The 19,192-nt window shown below is 70.0% G+C and carries 20 protein-coding genes and 3 pseudogenes; 10 read left to right on the top strand and 13 right to left on the bottom strand.

Going from position 1 to position 19,192, the window contains the following annotated elements:
• Positions 1-343 precede the first annotated feature (343 nt).
• Positions 344-709, bottom strand: coding sequence for a hypothetical protein (locus tag ACFVJQ_RS15455; protein ID WP_385513178.1), 366 nt, complete (start codon positions 707-709; stop codon positions 344-346).
• Between the two features lie 312 nt (positions 710-1,021).
• Positions 1,022-1,561 (bottom strand): hypothetical protein, encoded by a 540-nt coding sequence (locus ACFVJQ_RS15450; protein WP_385784091.1) that lies wholly within the window; start codon positions 1,559-1,561, stop codon positions 1,022-1,024.
• Between the two features lie 336 nt (positions 1,562-1,897).
• On the opposite strand from ACFVJQ_RS15450, the gene ACFVJQ_RS15445 reads away from it, so the two are divergent.
• Positions 1,898-2,146: a hypothetical protein gene (locus ACFVJQ_RS15445; protein WP_385784088.1), complete on the top strand. Its 249-nt coding sequence runs from the start codon at positions 1,898-1,900 to the stop codon at positions 2,144-2,146.
• A 535-nt stretch (positions 2,147-2,681) separates the two neighbouring features.
• On the opposite strand, the gene ACFVJQ_RS15440 is transcribed toward ACFVJQ_RS15445, so the two are convergent.
• Together ACFVJQ_RS15440 and ACFVJQ_RS15435 are read right to left on the bottom strand one after the other, a co-directional pair.
• Positions 2,682-3,272, bottom strand: coding sequence for a hypothetical protein (locus tag ACFVJQ_RS15440; protein ID WP_385784085.1), 591 nt, complete (start codon positions 3,270-3,272; stop codon positions 2,682-2,684).
• A 196-nt stretch (positions 3,273-3,468) separates the two neighbouring features.
• Entirely contained in the window at positions 3,469-4,407 is a 939-nt protein-coding gene (locus ACFVJQ_RS15435) for an AraC family transcriptional regulator (RefSeq protein ID WP_385784083.1), read from the bottom strand.
• 102 nt (positions 4,408-4,509) lie between these two features.
• On the opposite strand from ACFVJQ_RS15435, the gene ACFVJQ_RS15430 reads away from it, so the two are divergent.
• The gene (locus tag ACFVJQ_RS15430; RefSeq protein WP_385784080.1) at positions 4,510-5,508 is read left to right on the top strand and encodes a zinc-dependent alcohol dehydrogenase family protein; all 999 of its coding nucleotides are present in this window, start codon (positions 4,510-4,512) and stop codon (positions 5,506-5,508) included.
• Between the two features lie 45 nt (positions 5,509-5,553).
• On the opposite strand, the pseudogene ACFVJQ_RS15425 reads toward ACFVJQ_RS15430, so the two are convergent.
• Positions 5,554-6,092 (bottom strand): annotated as a pseudogene (locus ACFVJQ_RS15425) (GNAT family N-acetyltransferase).
• Between the two features lie 98 nt (positions 6,093-6,190).
• Between ACFVJQ_RS15425 and ACFVJQ_RS15420 the strand changes: the two are divergent.
• Positions 6,191-6,331 (top strand): helix-turn-helix domain-containing protein, encoded by a 141-nt coding sequence (locus ACFVJQ_RS15420; protein ID WP_385512066.1) that lies wholly within the window; start codon positions 6,191-6,193, stop codon positions 6,329-6,331.
• Between the two features lie 290 nt (positions 6,332-6,621).
• On the opposite strand, the gene ACFVJQ_RS15415 is transcribed toward ACFVJQ_RS15420, so the two are convergent.
• The gene (locus ACFVJQ_RS15415; protein ID WP_385512064.1) at positions 6,622-6,807 is read right to left on the bottom strand and encodes a hypothetical protein; all 186 of its coding nucleotides are present in this window, start codon (positions 6,805-6,807) and stop codon (positions 6,622-6,624) included.
• Entirely contained in the window at positions 6,800-7,117 is a 318-nt protein-coding gene (locus ACFVJQ_RS15410) for a hypothetical protein (protein WP_385512062.1), read from the bottom strand. The genes ACFVJQ_RS15415 and ACFVJQ_RS15410 overlap by 8 nt, the downstream gene beginning before the upstream one ends.
• 382 nt (positions 7,118-7,499) lie before the next feature.
• Between ACFVJQ_RS15410 and ACFVJQ_RS15405 the strand changes: the two are divergent.
• Positions 7,500-8,251: pseudogene (locus tag ACFVJQ_RS15405) on the top strand (DUF6879 family protein).
• Positions 8,252-8,261: 10 nt separating this feature from the next.
• Positions 8,262-8,465 (top strand): annotated as a pseudogene (locus ACFVJQ_RS15400) (helix-turn-helix domain-containing protein); the annotation flags it as partial.
• A gap of 614 nt (positions 8,466-9,079) precedes the next feature.
• Here ACFVJQ_RS15400 and ACFVJQ_RS15395 read toward each other — a convergent pair.
• Positions 9,080-9,433, bottom strand: coding sequence for a hypothetical protein (locus ACFVJQ_RS15395; protein ID WP_385512060.1), 354 nt, complete (start codon positions 9,431-9,433; stop codon positions 9,080-9,082).
• A gap of 300 nt (positions 9,434-9,733) precedes the next feature.
• Here ACFVJQ_RS15395 and ACFVJQ_RS15390 point away from each other — a divergent pair, with 300 nt between their 5' ends.
• The gene (locus ACFVJQ_RS15390) at positions 9,734-10,522 is read left to right on the top strand and encodes a tetratricopeptide repeat protein (RefSeq protein WP_385784076.1); all 789 of its coding nucleotides are present in this window, start codon (positions 9,734-9,736) and stop codon (positions 10,520-10,522) included.
• 220 nt (positions 10,523-10,742) lie between these two features.
• On the opposite strand, the gene ACFVJQ_RS15385 is transcribed toward ACFVJQ_RS15390, so the two are convergent.
• Positions 10,743-12,032, bottom strand: coding sequence for an MFS transporter (locus ACFVJQ_RS15385; RefSeq protein ID WP_385512057.1), 1,290 nt, complete (start codon positions 12,030-12,032; stop codon positions 10,743-10,745).
• A 55-nt stretch (positions 12,033-12,087) separates the two neighbouring features.
• On the opposite strand from ACFVJQ_RS15385, the gene ACFVJQ_RS15380 reads away from it, so the two are divergent.
• The 3 genes from ACFVJQ_RS15380 to ACFVJQ_RS15370 all read left to right on the top strand — a co-directional run bounded on the left by ACFVJQ_RS15380 (position 12,088) and on the right by ACFVJQ_RS15370 (position 14,575).
• Complete coding sequence (locus ACFVJQ_RS15380) at positions 12,088-13,074, top strand: DUF5937 family protein (protein WP_385512055.1); 987 nt, start codon at positions 12,088-12,090, stop codon at positions 13,072-13,074.
• A 399-nt stretch (positions 13,075-13,473) separates the two neighbouring features.
• Positions 13,474-13,893: a hypothetical protein gene (locus tag ACFVJQ_RS15375; RefSeq protein ID WP_385784072.1), complete on the top strand. Its 420-nt coding sequence runs from the start codon at positions 13,474-13,476 to the stop codon at positions 13,891-13,893.
• Between the two features lie 13 nt (positions 13,894-13,906).
• Entirely contained in the window at positions 13,907-14,575 is a 669-nt protein-coding gene (locus ACFVJQ_RS15370; RefSeq protein ID WP_385784069.1) for a PP2C family protein-serine/threonine phosphatase, read from the top strand.
• Positions 14,576-14,596: 21 nt separating this feature from the next.
• On the opposite strand, the gene ACFVJQ_RS15365 is transcribed toward ACFVJQ_RS15370, so the two are convergent.
• A complete protein-coding gene (locus tag ACFVJQ_RS15365; protein WP_385784066.1) occupies positions 14,597-15,499 on the bottom strand; it encodes a ketopantoate reductase family protein in 903 nt (300 codons plus the stop codon).
• Positions 15,500-15,697: 198 nt separating this feature from the next.
• Between ACFVJQ_RS15365 and ACFVJQ_RS15360 the strand changes: the two genes are divergently transcribed.
• Positions 15,698-15,928, top strand: coding sequence for a DUF2277 domain-containing protein (locus ACFVJQ_RS15360; RefSeq protein ID WP_385512051.1), 231 nt, complete (start codon positions 15,698-15,700; stop codon positions 15,926-15,928).
• Between the two features lie 16 nt (positions 15,929-15,944).
• Here ACFVJQ_RS15360 and ACFVJQ_RS15355 read toward each other — a convergent pair whose 3' ends face one another.
• The 3 genes from ACFVJQ_RS15355 to ACFVJQ_RS15345 all read right to left on the bottom strand — a co-directional run bounded on the left by ACFVJQ_RS15355 (position 15,945) and on the right by ACFVJQ_RS15345 (position 19,175).
• Complete coding sequence (locus ACFVJQ_RS15355; protein WP_385512049.1) at positions 15,945-16,571, bottom strand: DedA family protein; 627 nt, start codon at positions 16,569-16,571, stop codon at positions 15,945-15,947.
• A 161-nt stretch (positions 16,572-16,732) separates the two neighbouring features.
• Positions 16,733-17,185, bottom strand: a complete 453-nt coding sequence (locus ACFVJQ_RS15350; RefSeq protein ID WP_385512048.1) for a DoxX family protein — start codon at positions 17,183-17,185, stop codon at positions 16,733-16,735.
• Between the two features lie 79 nt (positions 17,186-17,264).
• Positions 17,265-19,175, bottom strand: coding sequence for an FAD/NAD(P)-binding protein (locus ACFVJQ_RS15345; protein WP_385512047.1), 1,911 nt, complete (start codon positions 19,173-19,175; stop codon positions 17,265-17,267).
• Between the last annotated feature and the right edge of the window lie 17 nt (positions 19,176-19,192).

Here is a 19,192-nt window from a genome sequence, read left to right as displayed (position 1 = left end):
GAGATCAAGAGGCAAGGCCGTACGACGGAACCTGCAAGGCAGATGTCACCGGCCGTGGACTATTTGTGGATAGGCAGCCGCTCAGTGGCCACAGCCGTTCCCGTGACCGACGACGATCCCAGAGACCGGAGCGGCCTCCCGAGCCGTGCGCGCTTCGCTGTACCGGGTCGCGACATCTACGTCTGACATCCAGCGGCGGGCCAATCTCCCGAGCGAACTCCTAAAGTGGATGTCGCAGGTTCGAATCCTGCCGGAGCGCCAGCGGAGAAATCCCAACCGATCAGCGGGCCGACTGGATGCGGCTCCCGGCTGCCCTCCCACCAAGGATCTCGGTGATAGGCGGTCACCCCATCTGCGACTTGACGTGGTCGATCACCTCGTTGAACTCCTTCGTCGGCGAGAAGTCCATGTACTCGCAGTCCTCAAGCGCTTCCGGCACGTGACCGGGCGACCAGTGGAAGGCCTGCCCCGCCTCGTAGATCTCCTCCCCATCCTTTGTCCGCATCTTCAACCGCCCCTTGAACAGGTAGCCCCAGTGCGGGCACTGACACATGTCTCCGGGCAGTCCCGTAACAGCCGGTGTCATGTCCGTGCCCTTGGGAAATCGCACGAACGCGACGGTCATGCCTCCCCCAAGTTCCTGCGTCCGCAGCTCCACACCATCGCCTTCGATCGCGACAGGAGTGTCGTTCCACGTCGTTGCCGTCATGACTCCTCCACGGCTTGTCCGTGCTAGACCTCGAAATCGCTACCTGTTTTCAGTCTGGGTCCCTCCTCGGCGGTGCGCGACAGGGGACGCATCGCACACGGTGGCGAGGCCGCCTGCGTCCATGCCGTCGGAGCATCCCTGGCGGGACGCTCGGCAGTCAGTCGTCAGTCACGACCTATTTGTGGACAGGAACCGCCTTCGTCTACATCTCCACGCCCGTGAACAGGGCCTTTGCCTGATTCGCTGACGGCCTCCGGAGCCGTGTGCGCAGCTTCGAATCCCTCTGGGGTTCTGCCGCCACCGGAATAAAGATCACGCGGGCCATGCTTCAGTGGTGACCCGCTGAACCTCTTTGCAGAACATCTCGTACGCGCCGAGGTAGCCGCGCTGCTGGTCGAGCCAATGTAGGTATGGCGGTGAATCAGGCACAGCTTCGGCAGGGCTCCGGCGGAGAGTATCGATGGCGCGGGCGGCGCTTTGGAGCCAATCCAACGCTTCGGCCGAGATGTTCACCAAGGTGCCCGACGCGTACGTCATCACGTGGTCAAAGTGGCCGGTGTGGACCGACAGTATGGCTTTCCGAAGCCGACTATGCGCTTCGCTTGAGTTGGCGTCACGCAGCGCCTCCGCTGACTCCTCCAGGGCGAACAGCGCGTCGCGGAGTTTCGCCTGGAAGGCTGTGCAGTTCTGCTTGAACTCCTCTCTCCGCTGCTTGCTCAAGTCGACCTTGCCCTGTTGGAGCACCTGACTTCGAGCGCCACGCGCCGTCAAGCCCGCTCCCACGGCAGCGCCTGCCGCACTTGCGAAGCCGGCCACGCCCGCAGCCCACACAGCAGCAACCCCCTGGTCCATGGACAGTATTTTGGCGAGTCCATCGCAAGCTGGGTAGGTCGAGGGAGCCGTTGTCCCGCTGCTGATCGATTGGCTTAGTGAACTTGTAGGCCCGCCCAGGCAGCCACTGGCGCCCGTTGCGCTGCATGCTGCGCGACCAGGGCGCACCACAAGCGCACCAGATCGAGCGGGGAACAGCGGGGAATCACGGTGAAAGCAGCCGAGCCCACGGAGGCATCGAACCGGACGTTCGGCCAGGTCAGCGCACCCATTAGGCCTCAGATGTCCACAGCTTCCCAAGCTGGTGGCCTACCGCCGGCCTTGACCCCCGTCAGTCCCTCCTGATCAGCTGAACCCATGGCTACCGACCCCAGCGAGTACGAGAAGGCAATGCCGTTCGTGGGCGCCCACCTTGCCAAGATCGAGCGAGCAGTCGACCGGACCCGCGCTTCTCACTCCGGACGGCCGTTTGCCGAAGTCCGCCAGGCCCTGGTCGAGGCACTGGAACATGAAGGCGCTCAACGGGTCGTTCCTCAGGTCGTCGATGAGTTGGCGCGACAGATCTCCGGTACGCCGGTGATCCCACCCCCTGACATCCACGCCTGACATCAACGTCGGCAGACAGCAGCAGCTCAGTCCGAACGGTGATGGCCGCACCTGCCGAGTGCAATGAGCCGGTTGGGCCCGCTTGATCGAACTCCTAAAGCGGGTGTCGGCGCGTGCCACAGTCGTGCCGCATAGGGCGGTCAACCACGGTCAACGACGGTTCACCGCAGTCGAGATGCGCCTCTGGCCTGCGCTGCGATAACAGCCGGAGTGACCTGCGCCCCTATGCCGCCGCCCACGTCCGCCCTTACAAGGCGGTGTCGGCGGTTCGAAACCGTCCGCGCCCACAGGGGATAGCCGCAGGTAAGCGGTAGGTTCGGCCCCTCGCCCATGATCGGGCGGGGGGCCGAATCCTTTGACTTCTCCGTGATCGCGGCGTAGGAGTCTTCCTCGATCTCGGCCTGGGACTTCGAGCAGTCGGCCATGGCGAGGAGCCCGGCGGTCAGCACGATTGTGGCGGTGCACCGCACGGGGCTGTGGGTGGGGGCGGCCGTGGCCCTGCCGTCACGGGTGGGCAGGGCCACGACGGTTGGGGTTAGTAGTTGGCGTTGGCGAGGATCTCGCCGTCCTTGTCGTACACCGTCACGAGACCGTTGTCCGACTCGTAGCAAGACGTGAACGCGGACGCGATCAGCTTGCCCTCGCCCGCGTGCGGGCCCACCAGTCCACCGGTGAAGTCCGTGAACACCTCGGGCGCGTCGAGGATGTCGTTCCGCTTGTCGGCGCCGGTGACCTTCGTGACGTGCTTGACGGCTTCCTTCTCGGTGGGCGTTCCGTTCTTGGCGACGCAGGCCTGGAACTGCTCGGCCTGGGTCTTGGTCTCCTCCGCCGGTTCTTCCTTCGCCTCGTCAGCCTTCTGGTTGTCGTTGGCGCTGACGGCCTTGTCCTTGTTGCTGGTGTCGGTGGAGTCACCGTCCCCGCCGCCGGCGGCTACGCCGGCGATGACGACGAGAGCGATGACGCCGAGGCAGCCGAGCCCGGCGATCTTGCCGACGCTGCGCTTCTTCGGCGGCTGGGGCGCGGGCGCGCCGTAGTAGGCAGGCGGCTGCTGAGGGCCGCCCCATCCAGGCTGCTGCGGGTACTGCTGCTGCGGCTGGTTCGGCTGCTGCGGGTACTGCTGGTTCACGTGTCCCCCCGAGGGATCGTTCGTGGATTGCACGTGTACGACTCATGGAGAAGTTGTGTGGTTGTAGAACATCGAAATAATTCTTCGATCGGGGTGCAGCCCCAGGGGGCGGTGCTTTCCTGCGGAAGCAGACCACGGTGACCAGCCACCCATCGAGGGTTGTGAACCGTCCGCACGATGATCCAGACGAAACCGCCTAGGAGCCGGCGGCGGCCGCGGGACGCTTGCGGTACTGCCCCGGCGGGATGCCGTACTCGCGCTTGAACGCCTTGGCGAAGGCGAACTCCGAGGTGTAGCCCGCGCGTTCCGCCACAACGCGCAGCGGCGTGTCACCCGAGCGCAGCAGTCGGCCCGCCGTCGTCATGCGCAGCCAGGTCAGGTAGGCCAGGGGCGATCTGCCCACCAGGGCGGTGAAGCGCCGCGCGAATGCGGCCCTGGACAGGCCGCCACGGGAGGCCAGCTGTTCCACCGTCCAGGGCAGGGCCGGGTCGGAGTGCATCGCCTGCAGTGCGGCGGTGACCGCGGGGTCCCGCAAGGCCGCCGCCCAGCCCGTCGCCTCCCGTCCCTCCTGGGACTTCCGCAGCCACCAGGTGCGCAGCAGGTACACCAGCAGCGTGTCCAGGAGGCCGGAGACGATCGCGTCGGAGCCGGGGTGCGGCTCCGCCAGTTCCGCGCCCAGCAGGTCGAGGGCGGACCGGAGGCCGTGGTGCGTCCCGATCCCGGCCCGGACGTGGACGACCGGAGGCAGCTCCGAGAGCAGTGGGTGCGCCCGCGACCGGTTCAACTGGTAGGCACCGCACAGCAGCAGTGTGTGCGCGTCCGGACCCGGACCGGGATCGGGCGGCACCGGCCAGGACCCGTCCGGCTCCAGCGCGAAGTCCTCCAGGGGAGTGTCGGGATGGTCGGCCAGAGCGTGCCCGTAGCCGTGGGGCAGGAAGACCACGTTGCCGGGCCCGAGGGGCACCGGAGCGGCTTCCCCTGGGCGCAGGAGATAGGCCGCGCCCTGGAGTACGACGTGGAATCCGGCGCCGTCCGAGGCGGGGAACCGCACGCCCCACGGAGCGTTCTGTGCCGTACGGGAGGAGTGCGGCCGTCCCGTGCGCATCGCGGCGACCGCGTCGCTGAGGACATCCATGCGCCGAACCGTACGTCATCCCGCTGCCCGCGAGACGATCGGACAGTAAGGGAAGACAATGCGACATGGATCGTCTCGCGGCCGATGCATAGCGTCGTCTCCATGACGACTTCCCTTCACACCAAGGCGGTTCTCTTCCATGAACTCGGCGGCCCCGAGGTGCTTCGTGTCGAGGACGTGCCGCTCGGCCTGCCCGGCCCCGGCGAGGTGCTCTTCCGGGTGGACGCGATCGGCCTCAACCGCGCCGACGCCCTCTTCCGCGCGGGCACCTACTACTACCCGCCCACGCTGCCCGGCTCGCGGCTCGGCTACGAGGCCGCCGGGGTCGTCGAGGCGGTCGGCGAGGGCGTGAGCGGCTTCGCGCCGGGCGATCCGGTGATGGCGGCGGCCAACTTCGACTTCGGGGTCCACGGCGTGTACGCCGAGCGGGCCGTGCTGCCGCAGGAGTCGGTGGTGCACCGTCCCGCCGGCGCCGACGCCGTGACCTCGGCTGCGGCCTGGCTGACCTACACGACCGCATACGGAGGGCTGGTTGAGACCGCCGGGATGACCCCCGGCGACCATGTGGTGATCACCGGCGCGTCGAGCGGGGTCGGCACGGCCGCGATCCAGACGGCCCTGCGGCACGGCGCCATCCCCATCGCCACCACGCGCGGCCCGCGGAAGCGGCAGCGGCTCCTGGAACTCGGCGCGGCCCATGTGATCGCGACGGACTCCGAGGACCTGGTCGCGGAGGTCCGCCGAATCACCGGGGGCAAGGGCGCCGAGATCGTCTTCGACGCGATCGGCGGGCCCGGCTTCGCCGCACTCGGGGACGCCCTCGCCCCCGGCGGCACGGCGGTGCTGTACGGCTGGCTCGACCCGCGCCCGGCACAGTTGGGCCTGAACTGGCCGCAGACAGTGCACATGTACAACAACGGCCCCCTCGTGGAGCATGCCGACTTCCGACGGCGCGCCGCCGCGTACATCGGCTCGGGACTGGCCGACGGCACGCTGGCGCCCGTGATCGCCGAGACCTTCGAGGGGCTGGACCGCGTCGCCGACGCGCACCGGCTGATGGAGTCCAACACGCACACCGGCAAGATCCTCGTGACCCTGTAGAGCACCGGCGGCGGCTGAACGGTGATCCGAACGAAACTGCCTGGCTCAACCGGACGGCGTGACCGGGGACCACATGCCGAGCCACTGCTCGGCGCCCCATGCCTCGAACCGCTCTACCTCGGTGAACCCCAGCTTCGCCGCGAGGCGCATCGAGCTGACGTTGGCGGTCTGGGTGGCGAGCACCACCGGCTCGCCGGGAAGGACGCCGTCCAACCAGTCGAGTGCCGCCGCGCACGCCTCGGCGGCGTACCCGAATCCCCACGCCCGCGGCAGGAACAGGTAGCCGAGATCGACCTTCCCCGCGGCAGCCGGGCGACGGTGCTCCGGTGCTCTCCTGAGCAGGATCTGGCCGATCATCGCCCCGTCGAGATCAACGACGAAACTCCCCGGCCACCGCTCGGGCACCCCGGGCGTCTCGCGCTCAAGCTCGTCACGCGGCCGGGGCCGCCGAGGTAGGTGTGCACCTCTGGCGAGGCGAGCAGCTCGATGAACGCCGCACGGTCCCGGGCCTCGGACTCGCGGAGCACGAGCCGCTCGGTCTTGATCGGGGCAGGTGGCCAGGTGATGGGGCCGAGTCCAGTCATGGCGGGCAACCTATCGCACGCCCGTGAGAGTGATCCGAAAGAGAAGGCCTAGGTGGGACAACAGATCCGGCGCGTCCGCGAGCTCCACAACCTGTCCCATGCAGGACGTGTGCGGCCGGTCCGGAATCGACGTCGCCATCTACAGCCGAATCGAGCAGGGCCACTCCTCACCCAAGCTCGACACCCTGATCCGTATCGCCGACGCGATCGGCGTTCCGCTCGCCGACTTCGTCCGCTGAGGTGGCCGCCCCCGACGGGGATGCAGGGGCGGTCACTCGCCCGCCGCCGACGCGGTAGGCGCGACGCTGCCGACGGCGGAGATCAGTACGAGGTCGTGGCTCGGTACTCCTCCCAGAGCCGTTCCGCGTCAGGACACCGGCCGTCCTCGAAAGCGCAGGAGTCACACCTTGAGGTGTGGCAGATGTACGCGTTGTAGGCCTGCTGGGTGCGCCTGAACCGCGCGTTGGTGCCAACCCGCTGTAAGTGCCGGCGCCAGATCCGTGGTGTCTGTACTCCCGTCCGGCACGGCTCACCGCGACCTCCGACGCTGCGGCTCGTGGTGATTGCGGATCTCCACGTTGCAGTCCGACACGCGGGACAGGTCGCCCCGGGCGGCAGCCTCGGCCCGCTGACGGGCCAAGGCCTGGCACACCCCGCAGCCGACGGGAGGCTCGGGCGCGTCCAGCGGGAGGCCGAGCGTGATCGGTTCATCCATCGTCGTGGGCGTCTTCATCGAGTGCCTCCGCGGGAAGTCGGTACCCTCCCGGCCCGAACGCCGCGGCGAGTACGGCAGCATCAGTGAGCCGGCCCGAGCCATCTGGACGCCACAGCCAGAACCGGCCGTCGACATACGAGCCCATCGACGGGCAGTGCAAGGACCAGCCCGCGGGGCGCACGACCAGCTGGCGCACGTCGGCCAGCTTCTCGGCAGCGTCGAGCGGCACCAGCCACCACGCCCTGTCCAACTCCCCGTCGGCGAGCACGGGTCCGCGCTGTTCCTCGCGGATGCGCGTGGCTGCTGGCATGGCAGGTATGAGGCGAGACTCGGCGACGAGCCAGTGCTCGCCAGATGCGATGGACGCGAACTCCTCGGCGTTTCAGGCCTTGCGTACGAGGTCCGGGTGCGGGGAGCAGTTGGCGAGCCATGAGTCCCCGGCCTCGTACCGCGCCGCGAGCGTGGCCGCACGCGCGATCGGCTTCGTGCTCATGCCGCGCGGTCCTGTGAAGGGGTCGATGTCTTGCGACGCAGGTGGTGTGGCCATGAACAGGACGGTAAGTACGAGGAGTTGACAGCCGTCATGTGATGTTCTCGTCTGGTCTCGCGAAAGGGCCGAGGCACGGTGGCGCGGACCATCAGGCCTGGTGATGCTGAAGGCAACACCACTCGGCATCGAGGGAGACGCGACCATGGCGCGACGGCTCCGGTTCAACGGCACCGACAGCAAGAACGGCGGCTGCCCGGCGGTCCACGAGGACCTCGACAGTGGTGAAATCATCGTTCAGGGGCGGCCGCTCACCGACCCTGAGGACATCGCCCGACTCCGGCACCTCGGCCCGGACGACGTCGCCGTGGCTGTCCCACGCGAGCTGCTCGTCAACCACGGCCCAAGGAGATGGACCGCGTGCCCAAGCTGATCGGCCTCGACGAGTTCGGCCGGCTCTTCGAGACGTTCGAGCACTCGGCATGGCACCTGGAGACGCGACGCGGCTACGCCTCCGATCGTGAGGACGCTGGGTACGCGGAGTTCCTCGCAACCGGCACAGCCCCGTGCGACCTGGACAGCGACTGGTGCGCGAACATCCGCCGGCAGACGACGGCCGGGAAGTACGTCGGGCGGGTGCGGGTCGTCGACAATCCGCCGACCGAAGGCCAGCGTTTCCTCCTCAGCTATGCGCGGTGCAACGCGGCTACGGGTGAGGACGTACGCAACCTCTGGCGCGAGGACGCCGAACAGGCACACCTGCCCGCAGAGGACTTCTGGCTGTTCGACAGCCGCCTCGTGGCCATCCTCCGCTTCGACGACTATGACGTCTTCCACGACGTGGAGGTCATCACCGAACCCGCTGAGGTGCTGCGGTACTGCCAGGTCCGCGACGCCGCGGTCCACGCCTCCGTCCCGTACGACCAGTTCGCGGCGCAGCTCGGTACGAAGGAGTAGACCGGCACCGGTGAGCACGGACTACCAGCAGGCCCGGGAAGCCCTCGGCCAACGTCTGAGGGAACTACGCCTCTCGGCCCCGGAAGGCCGTCTCACCGGCACGCAGCTCGCGCGGCGGCTCGGCTGGCCGCATTCCAAGGTGTACAAGCTGGAGGGCGGCCGACAGACCGCGACCACGGAAGACCTCCAGGCCTGGGCCGAGGCTGTAGGCCGGGGGACTCTCACGATCAGCCCCGATTGCCCTGCCTGGAACCCATGCGAGTCGTCGTCCTCCATCGCATCTGTCTATCAGCGGGGCCCGACCGGCGGCGACCCGATTATCACCGCCATGCCAGCTGGACGGGGCACCACCCAAGCACACAGGTGGGGTCAAATCGCAGTGACAGATCGTGCCCGAGAGATCGCCAAGTGGGGCCAATTCCCGCTGTCGAATGGGGCCGGCTCACATGTCACACGGCTGTGGCACACGACCGCTTCGTCCCGAAGCAACAACGAGCTCCCTCAGGTCGTTTGCGACCATGACGTGAGCAAGGCGTCCGGCGACGGTCACGCCTTCCTGCCAAGCGGCTGCCAGAAGGTACTCCGCGTCAGTGTCGTTGGCCGCCTCGTCCGCCGCGCCGTGGCTTCGACAAAGTCGAGATGCGCCGCTGACCGGAGGTGGCGCTAGAGCCGTGGACTCAGAACACCTAGGCGTCCCCGCCACCGATCACGTACGCCCGTACAAGGCGGATGTCGGCGGTTCAAAACTGTCCGCGCCCACCAGTGTTAGGGCACGACGAAGACCCAGGTCAGCCAGTAAGTAGCCGGGGGTCTGGGCCTTGATCGTTTTCAGGTTTCCTTCCGCTCGGGTTCCGGTGGTGTCTCGTGCGCGTGCTTGAGTTTCGCGCGGGCGTCGACGCGGTCCGGGCCGGTGAGTTCCGACCAGTAGCGGTGGGTGGTGACGAAGATCGCGAGTTCGTGCTCGCGTTGGCGGAGCTTCTCGACCTCGGCCTGTTCGTCGGCCGTCCAGCCGGGGGAGGCGGGGCGTTCGATCTTGCGCCAGCCGCCGGCGTCGCTGAAGCCGTCCAGGGGCTCGACCGACCAGGGGAGCCGCTTCAGCAGGGCCGACAACTCGGCCCGGACCTGATGCAGCTCCTCCTGACCGGCGCGGAGGTCGCTAGGGAAGTCATAGGTCGTAGCCACGCCGCAATGCTACGCCTGTTCGATTTTGGGTGGCGAGTTCCTTCCCGTGGTTCATGCGAACGGGTGTGACTGAGCACGCTAGTTGGCCACTGCGCATCTCAGTTGGCCACTCTGGCGCTCAGCTTGTTGTTCAACGCCTCGCTTCGCAGCGGTGTGGTGAGAGTTCGCACTGCTCGCCTGACCCCGGGACATCAGGGGCCGCCGACCAGCTCTCGCCCCTTCGCCAAACGGCGTGCGCAGCATCCGTATGCTCCGGCCATGAAACTCTTCCGGCCGCGCGGCCGAAACGACGCCGGGCGGATGACGAGATCCCCTGTGTCCCAGGCCATGGCCCTGTACGAGGCCGGGCGCTATGCCGAGGCGGAGGCCGAGGCCCGCGCCGTGGCCGCGGCCCGGTCGCGGCCGCGCGACGACATGTACGCACCGCTGGCGCTGAGCATCGCCGCGCTCGCCACGGGCGCCCAGGGCCGCCACGCCGAGGCCCTCGCCGCATACGACGCAGTGCTGCCGGTCTTCGGCAGGATCTTCGGAGCCGAACACCCGCAGACCCTGAAGCTGCGCTCGGACCGCGCCCAGGCGCTGACCGTGCTCGCCCGGCACGCCGAGTGCGAGGCAGAGTGTGCGGCCGTCGGCCGGGCCGCGACCCGCGGCACAGGGCCGGAGATGCCGCTCATAGCGGCGGCCGCCCGCAACGGACTGATCTTCGCCCTCAACGCGCAGGGACGCCACCCGGAGGCCGAGGCGCTCGCCTGCGAGGCCCTGGCCGCCCATCGCGTACCGGACCGGTTCTCCCTGGTCCTGCGGCTCGGCCTGGCCCGCAGCCTCAACGGCCAGGCCCGCCACGAGGAGGCTCTCGCCGAGGCGGAGCGCGCCGACGAACTGCGCCGCAGTCTGCCCGAGGAGCAGCGCCGCCCGGAGACCGGCGCCGTCGAGCTGGCCGTGGCCACCGCCCTCCTGGGGCTGGGCCGCGGTACCGAGGCCCGCCTCCGGGCCGCAGCCGCTCACGACGCCTGCCTGGCCTCCTTCGGCCCGGACCATCGCCGCACCGTCGAGGCTCGGGCGCTGCTCGACCGCATCGACGGCGCTTGACCGGGCGCGCAACGCCTCCCTCTGCCGGGCCGCACGCCACACCGTGGGCAGCTCATCCGGCCACCGCGATGAGCCGGGCGAAGGTCGCGCACGTCCCACTGAAACTCTGGTTCGGCGCGCTGAGCGCTCTAGTTGGCCAGTTCCTGGGAAAGCGGATGCCGCGCCTCGTGGGCAGTGGCGTTCTTCTGGAGGAAAGTCGCAGAGCCTGGTGCCATTTCGGTCAGGACTGCGAGGTGGCTGTCGGTGACGCGGGGCGTGGTGGCTGGGAGGCGGGTGCTGGTGGGAGCTCCCGCATCGTGCGCACGGGGGAACAGAGGACCGGGAGGAAAGCGCCTGCCAGGCACACCGCTCCCGCCCACACAGCCACGCGTACGCCTGTGGTTTCACCGATCAGTCCGCCCAGCGCGGAACCGACGGCGAGGGCGCCGGTGAGCAGGAAGCGGAAGGTCGCATTCATTCGGCCCAGCAATGCGTCCGGGGTCAGGCGCTGGCGCAGGCTGACGCCGAGCACGTTGTCCACCCCCGTCTTCGTCGTGGCTGCCAGCCAGCCGGCAGTGGCCACCCACAGCCAGGGCCCGCGCCCGGCCAGGGCGACGGCCAGCCCGGCAGGGGCGAACCACAGCCCGGCAAGCCCCAGGGCGCGGCCGTGGCCGAAGCGGGCGGCAAGGCGGCGGGCGCTGCCGGCGCCGAGCAGGATGCCCAGTCCACCGGCCGCCCAATACAGGCCCAGTACCCCGGCTGGCAGGCCCAGGTCGCGGATGAACAGCACCGGCAGCACGGCATTGATCATCTGTGCGCCGAGGTTGGTGAGCGTCGCGGTGAGCGCCAGCGCACGCAGCTCCTTGCTGCCGAAGACGTGGCGCAACCCCTCCGCGATCTCGGCCCGCAGCCGCCGTCGCCCGGTCGGCGCCGCGGCGCGTGCGCTCCGGTGGCGCACACCCGTGAGACCTGCGGCAGAGGCCAAGTAGGCGATGGCCGCTCCCAGGATGGCCACCGGAGCCGTGAGCAACTGCACCAGGAAACCGCCGGCGCCGCGGCCGGCGATGTTGGCTCCGGCCATCAGGCTCACCACCGCGGCATTGGCCGTAACCAGGCGCTCGCGGCCGACGAGTTCCGGCAGGATGCTCTGCGAGCCGACGTCGAAGAAGACGGTGGCGCACCCGTTCAGCAGCACGACCGCGTACAGCTGGGGCAGTGACAGCGCATCCAGCCACCAGGCGACGGGTACCGAGGCGAGCAGCGCGGCTCGCGCAGCGTCGGCGGCGACGAGGACCCGGCGGCCGGGCAGTCGGTCCACCCAGGCCCCCGCGGGCAGCCCGATGATCAGGAAGGCGGCGGTGGAGAGCGCGGCCAGTCCGCCGGCCTGACCAGGACCCGCGTCCAGGACGGTGACGGCCAGCAGCGGGATGGCCACGTATCCGATGTTGGTGCCGAGATGGCTGAGGGCGCTTGCGGTGAAGAGCGTGCGGAAACCGCGTAGGCGCCACGGAGATCCGGGGTGTGGGGTCATGCGCGTACGGTGCGGGGCGGGCCGCGGCTCCGCCTAATGATTTAGCCTCATCTAAATGATCGAGATCGAGTTCGGCATGGAGGACGTGGCCCGCACGCGCTTTGCGCTGTCCCCGCTGTGGGAAGTGGTGGCGAGCGTGCGGGTGCTCAAGGGCGCCGACGAGCAGGGCCTGCACCGCACGTGGACGGAGCGTGTCCGTCCACGGCTCGCCGCCGGCCTCGACCTCGGCGTGCTGTTCGATCTGGTCCCGGTGCCGTCCCGGTCGCCGTGGACGGGAAGCATCCCGTCGTTCCTCTGCCCGCCGCCCACGACTCCGCTGCCCTCGCTCGCCGTGGAGCTGGCGACGCTGCGGGCCACCCCGCCGGAGCTGCTGAGGACGACGTCGGCGGTGCCGGCCGCGCGCATGGCGGCCCTGCATGCGGACCCGGCAGCGGAGCTCGGCCGTCTGGCAGAGGTGATCGAGGCGTACTGGGAACTGGCGCTCGCCCCGTACTGGCCCCGGATCCTCACCCTCCTGGAGAGCGACATCCGCTATCGCGCGGGCCGGTTGGCAGACGGCGGCGCACAGCACCTGTTCGCCGACTTGGACCCGCAGGTCGCCTGGGCAGGCGGAACCCTGCAACTGGCTCACCGCACGGTGCGCGGCCCTCGCCGACTGGACGGCCGAGGCCTGTTGCTGGTGCCCTCGGCGTTCGTATGGCCGCGCATATTCTCGGTGCTGGGCGAGCCGTGGCAGCCTTCGCTGCGCTACCCCCCGCGGGGCGTCGGCACCCTGTGGCAGTCCCGTCCGGCGCCCGTCTCCGACGCACTCGCGGGGGTGATGGGCCGCTCGCGCGCCCTGCTGCTGGCCGAGTTGGGCGCTCCCGCCTCGACCACCGAGCTTGCCCACCGCACCGGACTCACCCCCGGCGGTGTCTCCCAACATTTGACGGCCCTGCGGACAGCGGGCCTGGTCAGCGCTCACCGAGCCGGGCGGCAGGTGCTGTACGCACGCACCCGTACCGGAGAGGCGGTGGTCGAGGCGGCAGGGTCAGGACCATGAGCAACCTGCCGAACCGGCGTACACCATCCGAGCCCGGATGCGCGCATGCCTCCGCGAGCCACCCCGAAATCAGCCAGGCTGCCTCACCCACTCACGGCCTGTTCGACGCTCAGTGAGACCTCCCGAACGGGCGCATCCTCCCGGCCGACCAACGCGCTCAGAGTGGCCGACTGAAGCGCTCAGTCACAACGGGTGTGCCTGAGCGCCCAGGCTGCTGCATGTTCCCTGCAGTGCTCAGTCACGACGGGTGGGACTGGGCGCCTGACCTGGCGCAAGGGCGTTGAAGTGGAGAGTTCAACTTCGGCGAGGCAGGCTTTACCCATGCGGTCGCTCCTCCGCCCTCCTCCTCGACCGGGAGCAGGCGGCCACAGCCGGGTACTCCTCACACTCACGAGGTGGTTGCCCTTCGTCATCGCGCTGGGCGTGCTGGTCATCGAACTCACCCCCGCCCACTTCATCTACACCGGCCCCCTGCTCGTCGCGACGCCGGCGCTGGCCGCCGTGACGATCGGCCCCAAGGGCACCGTCTCGGCGGCGACTCTGGTTCTGGTGATCAGCGTGACCACCGCTACCTATAACCAGGCCTGGGGCACGCTTCAGGTCTATACCAACTTCCTGGCTCTTACCCTGATCTCCCTGGCCAGCTTCATCACGAGCAGCGCCGTGCGTGCGTACAGGCGGAGCGAGTTCGACCAGGTTCGCCGGATCGCCGTGGCAGCACAGGAGGTCATACTTCGGCCCGTCCCCGAGCGCCTGGGCCCTCTGCGGGCGGCCAGTCTGTGCCTCGCGGCCGGGACCGGGGGCACAGGTCGGCGGTGATCTGTACGAGGCCGTGCAGACGCGCTACGGCGTCCGGATGATCGTGGGGGACGTCCGGGGCAAGGGACTGAACGCCATGCGCGCGGTCGCGAGGGCGCTGGGCGCGTTCCGGGTGGTCGCGCACTATGAGGACGAGCTGATGGAGGTCATGAACCACTGCGCGCACGCGCTGCGGCGGGAGGCGGCCGTGCCCGGTGCGTACGACGAGGAAGCTCTGATGGAGGGATTCATCACCGCGCTCATGGCCCAGGTGCCGGACGACACCGTGGTGCAACTGGTCAACCGGGGTCATCCGCCCCCGCTGCTGCTGCACCAGGGCAGGGTCCAGGCTCTGATGCCCTCCTCGCCACAGCCACCTCTCGGCCTGGAAGACCTCATCACCGGCCCTCCCGAGAAGCCGGAGAGCTATCCGTTCGTTCCCGGCGACCGTCTGCTGCTGTACACCGACGGCGTGATCGAGGCCCGCAACCGCGACGGCGACTTCTTCGACCTGCGGGAGGCCATGGAGCGCATGGGCGCAGGCACCACCACCCCGGCAGAGTTCCTGCACGAACTGCACAAGGCGTTGATCCGCCACACCGGGGGCCGCCTGGCGGACGATGTGGCGATGATCCTCGTCGACCGGCTCGACGACGAAGCCGGCGAGCAGGGCGGTGGAGCTGCTGCCGCCGCGCGTGGATGACGACCTCCGCCGGAGGTCCTGTCAGTGGCCGGCGTCCTTCAGCTCCCGGACCAGCCGTGCCGTCACGGGGGTGGGTACGCCGTGGCGTTCGGCCGCGCGGAGCAATGCGCCGCCGATGGCGTCCAGTTCGAGCGGGCGGCCCGCTTCGGCGTCGCGTTGCATGGAGGACTTGGTGCCCGGCGGGAAGGCGTCGTAGCGGGCGAGGGCCTGGCCGGGGTCGGCCGGGCCGCCGCAGGCACGGCTCACCGCGGCCGTCTCCGCCACCAGGGCCGTCAACTCGTCGCGGTGCCGGGAGCGTACGTCGCCCAGGGGGAGGGCGTAACGGGTGGTGAGCAGCGCGAAGGGCGCGAGGAACGACATCTTCGCCCACAGGGCCGCCGCCTCGTCCTCCAGGACACGGGTGGTGGGGCCGGCGGCCGCGAACGCCGCTGCCGGCGTGTCGAGACGCTCGCGAGATACGGGGTCGCCGGTCAGGTCGACCTCGGCGAAGGGGCTGGTGTGCTCGATCACGCCGGGGGCGACGCGGGTCGACTCCACGCGGACGACGGCAGGGGCGACCTGGTCGGGGCGGTAGCGGGAGCGGAGGAAGGAGGGGTGTTCGACGCCGTTCAGGAAGGGGACGATCAGGCCGTCGCCCAGGACGCTGACCGGGACGCGGGCGAGCGCGGCGTCCAGGGCCGTGTGCTTGACGGTGATCAGGCAGACGTCGACCGGTTCGCGCAGTTCGGTGGCCGCTTCGACGTCGGCGGCGAAGTCGCCGAACCGGGGGCTGCGGACGCGGATGCCGGTGGTGCGCAGGGTGTCGGTGGTGGCCTCGCCGGCCAGGCAGATCACACGGTGCCCGGTGCGGGCGAGGAGGGCGGCGAGCAGGCCTCCCACGCCTCCGGGGCCCAGGACCGCGACGGTGAGCTTGTCGTGCGCCATGGAGTATGGCTCCTCTCGGTGGTCGGCCCCGGGGAGGTGGCCGCCTCGGAGTGGATCATCTCAGGCGGGGTGGGGGAGGGGTATAGCGGATTCGGAGTGTGAGACGGGAGACGTGGGGTGGGTGTCGGCGGAGACGGCGGTCCGTCCCAGCGGCACGACTGCCCGCAGCTGCGTCGGCAGTTGTGATGCACTGGACCCATGTGCCGCAGTATCAAGACGCTACGTCCGCCGGTGTTGCCCGAGGAGGCCACCGAGGCTGAGATTCGGGCTGCCGCCCTGCAGTACGTGCGGAAGGTCTCCGGGTTCCGGGCGCCGGCCGCGCACAACCGGGAGGTCTTCGACCGCGCCGTCGAGGTGATCGCCGAGGCGACGGCGGAGTTGTTGGCCGGGTTGGAGGTGCGGGGGCAGACGGCTCGGCAGGCGGGTTAGGAGAGGGCGAGGCGGGTTACGCCGTCTCGCCGGGCTCCGGCCGTCGGCGCATCAGGTACGTCGCCGCCGCGCCGGCCGCGAACAGTGCCAGGACGGACACGCCCGTGGCGAGCCAGGTCGTGCCCAGCCAGTGGGCGCCGAAGTAGCCGAGGGCGACGCTGTACGTGGCCCAGGCGAGGCCGGCGAGGGCGGACCAGGGGACGAAGTCGCGGGCGCGGCGGTGTGCGGCGCCGGCGGTGAGGGAGACGACCGAGCGGCCGGCGGGCGCGAAGCGGGCGAGGACGACCAGGGCGCCGCCGCCCCGGGCCAGAGCCGTGCCGAGACGTTCCTGCGCGGTGCTCAGGCGGGGTGAGCGGGCGAGCGCGCGGTCCAGTCGGGCGCCGCCGCTCCAGGCCAGGCGGTATGCCACCAGGTCGCCCAGCACGGATGCGGTGGTCGCGCACAGCGTCAGGGCCAGGATGTCGGGGACGTTGTCCGGGACCTGGCCGGTCGCCGCGCCGGAGCCCGCGGCCGCGGCCGTCGCGGCCATGATGACGAGCACGCCGCTCGGCAGTACCGGAACGAACACATCGAGGAGGACCGACGCAGCGACCATGGCGTAGATCCATGGACTGCCTGTCAGTGACCCCACACTCTCCAGCACCGCGACTCCCCGTTGCTCCCCCGTGAGCCATAGAGCGTACGCCTGGGTGTGACAGAAGGGTCACAGGGGGCTCGTGTGTTCGGCCAGAACGACAGCCAAAACGACGGCGCCCTCCCTCACCCGCGTGAGAAAGGGCGCCGTATGTACAGGTTCCGGCAGGATCAGGCCGTCACCGGCGACCGCTCGCCCGCCGGCTTCTCCGCCGTCGTCGAGCGCTTGGCGAACAGCCGGTCCAGGCCGAGGGCGCCGGAGCCGGTGAATATCAGCAGGAACATGGCCCAGCAGTACAGGGCCGCGGCCTCGCCGCCGTTCTGGATCGGCCACAGGGCGCCCGGCTGGTGCACCTTGAAGTACGCGTACGCCATCGCGCCGGACGCGATGAACGCCGCGACGCGGGTGCCGAGGCCGAGCATGACCAGGGCGCCGCCGACGAGCTCGATGACGGCGGCGTACCAGCCGGGCCAGGTGCCCGCGGACACCGTTCCGCCCTGGCCGTCGGCGCCACCGAGGACTCCGAAGAGCTTGGAGGCGCCGTGGCAGAAGAAGAGCAGGCCGATCACGATCCGGAACAGGGCGAGGACGTACGGCTGCGCGCTGTTGAGGCGTGCGGTCATTGTGGGGGGCTCCTACGGTCAGGCAGGCCAGGACGACCTGCCGGTGACGTAATCGAACGAAAGCTCAGCGTAGGTAGCCCTAATCAATGCTTGCAAGTTCAACAACCTGTCGGTTTGCTGTCGCTTGTGGCTCCGCGGCCGTACGCAGCACGGCCCGCGCCACCCCGTCCGCGTCCGACAACGTGACCGAATCCACCCCGGGCCGGGCCCCCGCCGCCGTCACCCAGTGCACACCCTCCGTGGGCACCCCGAAGGCGAACCGCCGGGCGTGTGGCTCACCTCGACGGTCCACCAGTCGATAGGGCCGGGGGGTGACGTCCAGCCCTCCCGTTTCGTAACCGTCGACCGTGTGCGGGCGGCACTGTCCGGTCTTCAGCAGCCCGGCGAGCAGGTCGTCGGCGGTGCGGCGCAGGTCGGGCTCCGGCAGCCGGGCCTCGATGAGTGTCGTCACGCGGACCGTCGAGCCCGGTATGTCGGGTGAGTGCGCCACCCACGCCCCGTCCGCGCACCGCACCCCCAGGCGCGGCCCGAGCACCTCCACCACACCCGCCTCCATCAGCGCGGCCAGTTCCTCGATGCGGCGCCGGGGCGGGCCGATGGACAGGAAGGCGTTGAGCGGGGTGTACCAGCGATCCAGATGATCCCGGCGGGAGACGCCGGGCAGTCCGCCGTGGTCGACGATCAGCCGGATCTCGTTGCGCAGGTCGCGCAGCACGTCCAGGGCGGTCTTGAGCGGGCCGTGCACATTGCCGAGGGCGGCCTGTGCGGCGTCCTCGCGCAGATACGACAGGAGCCAGTCCCGCCACTGACCGGGGCCGTCGAAAGCGCGGCCCGCGTAGGGGCGGGAGATCCGTTCCCAGCACCAGCGTTCGGCCGCCGGGACGCCGAACTCATCGAGCAGGCGGGCCTCTTGGGGGTCGCGGTGGGGGACGGCGAGATAGTGCTCGGCGAACTCGGGGCGTCGTAGCAGCGTGGTGTAGTAGACCGTCTCCACCTCCTTCGCCACCAACGGCCATATCTCCGTCAGGAAGTCGGGCGCGTCGCCCGAGTCCGCACGTTTGCGGAAGCCCGCGATCACCTCCGGGGTCAGCGCGAGCGGGGTGTGACGGCCGTACGGGCCCTTGGCGTTGTCGCCGCGCGCCTGGTACGGGATGCCGCGCCGGGAACCGGCGTACAGGCGAGGCTCGCGGCCGGAGGGGACATAGCGCAGCCCTGCGCCGGTGGGGACGAAGCGGCCGCCGCGGCCGGTGGTCAACAGGGCCATGTGGTCGAAGAAGTTGAGACCCAGGCCGCGCAGCAGCACCGGTTCGCCGGGGGAGAGGGCGGACAGGTCCACGTCCGCCGGGTTGGCGGGCGGGATGTGCCGCAGGCCGTGGCGGTCGGCGTACGCCGCCTGGCGCCGCTGCTCCGCGTCCGGGGCGGTCGGCAGATGCCCCTGCGCGAGGACGACGGCCGCGAGACCGGTCAGCGTACGGCCGTCGTCCAGGGCGAGCAGCTGGCGGCCGTCGGGGCCGTCGTCGAGCCGTATCGCTCGGGCGGCGTGGGTCTCGACGCGCACCTCGGGCGGGGCCTGCCGCACCGCCTCGGCGAACACCCACCCCAGGTAACGGCCGTACTGCGCCCGGGTCGGATACTCGTCCGGCCCCAGCTCGCCGCCCGCCCACTCGTGCAGGCTCGGCCCCGGCCGGATCGGCCCCGAGCAGTCCACGCTGTCGTCGGTGAACAGGGTCACCTGCGAGGCCACGGTGTTCATCAGCAGTTCGGCCGACTGCGCGGTGCGCCAAACGCGGCCGGGCCCGGGCGGCGCCGGGTCGATCACATGGACCGTCAGCCGGGTGCCGGGCGGGAGGAGTTCACGGGCGGAGGCGCAGAGTCGTTCGAGGACGCTGGTGCCGCGCGGCCCGGCACCGACCAGGGCGACGGAAACCGGGGCCGACGGGGACCCCGGTATGGAGGACTCCGATGCGGACTCCGCGGTCGGTGCAGACAAAGCGGTGACTCCCGGGC

Origin of the sequence: Streptomyces sp. NPDC127197, from assembly GCF_042672405.1 — a bacterium.
Lineage (GTDB): Bacteria > Actinomycetota > Actinomycetes > Streptomycetales > Streptomycetaceae > Streptomyces > Streptomyces flavusporus.
The sequence above is the reverse complement of the archived record's forward strand: the minus strand, read 5'-3'. Positions and strand labels throughout refer to the sequence as shown.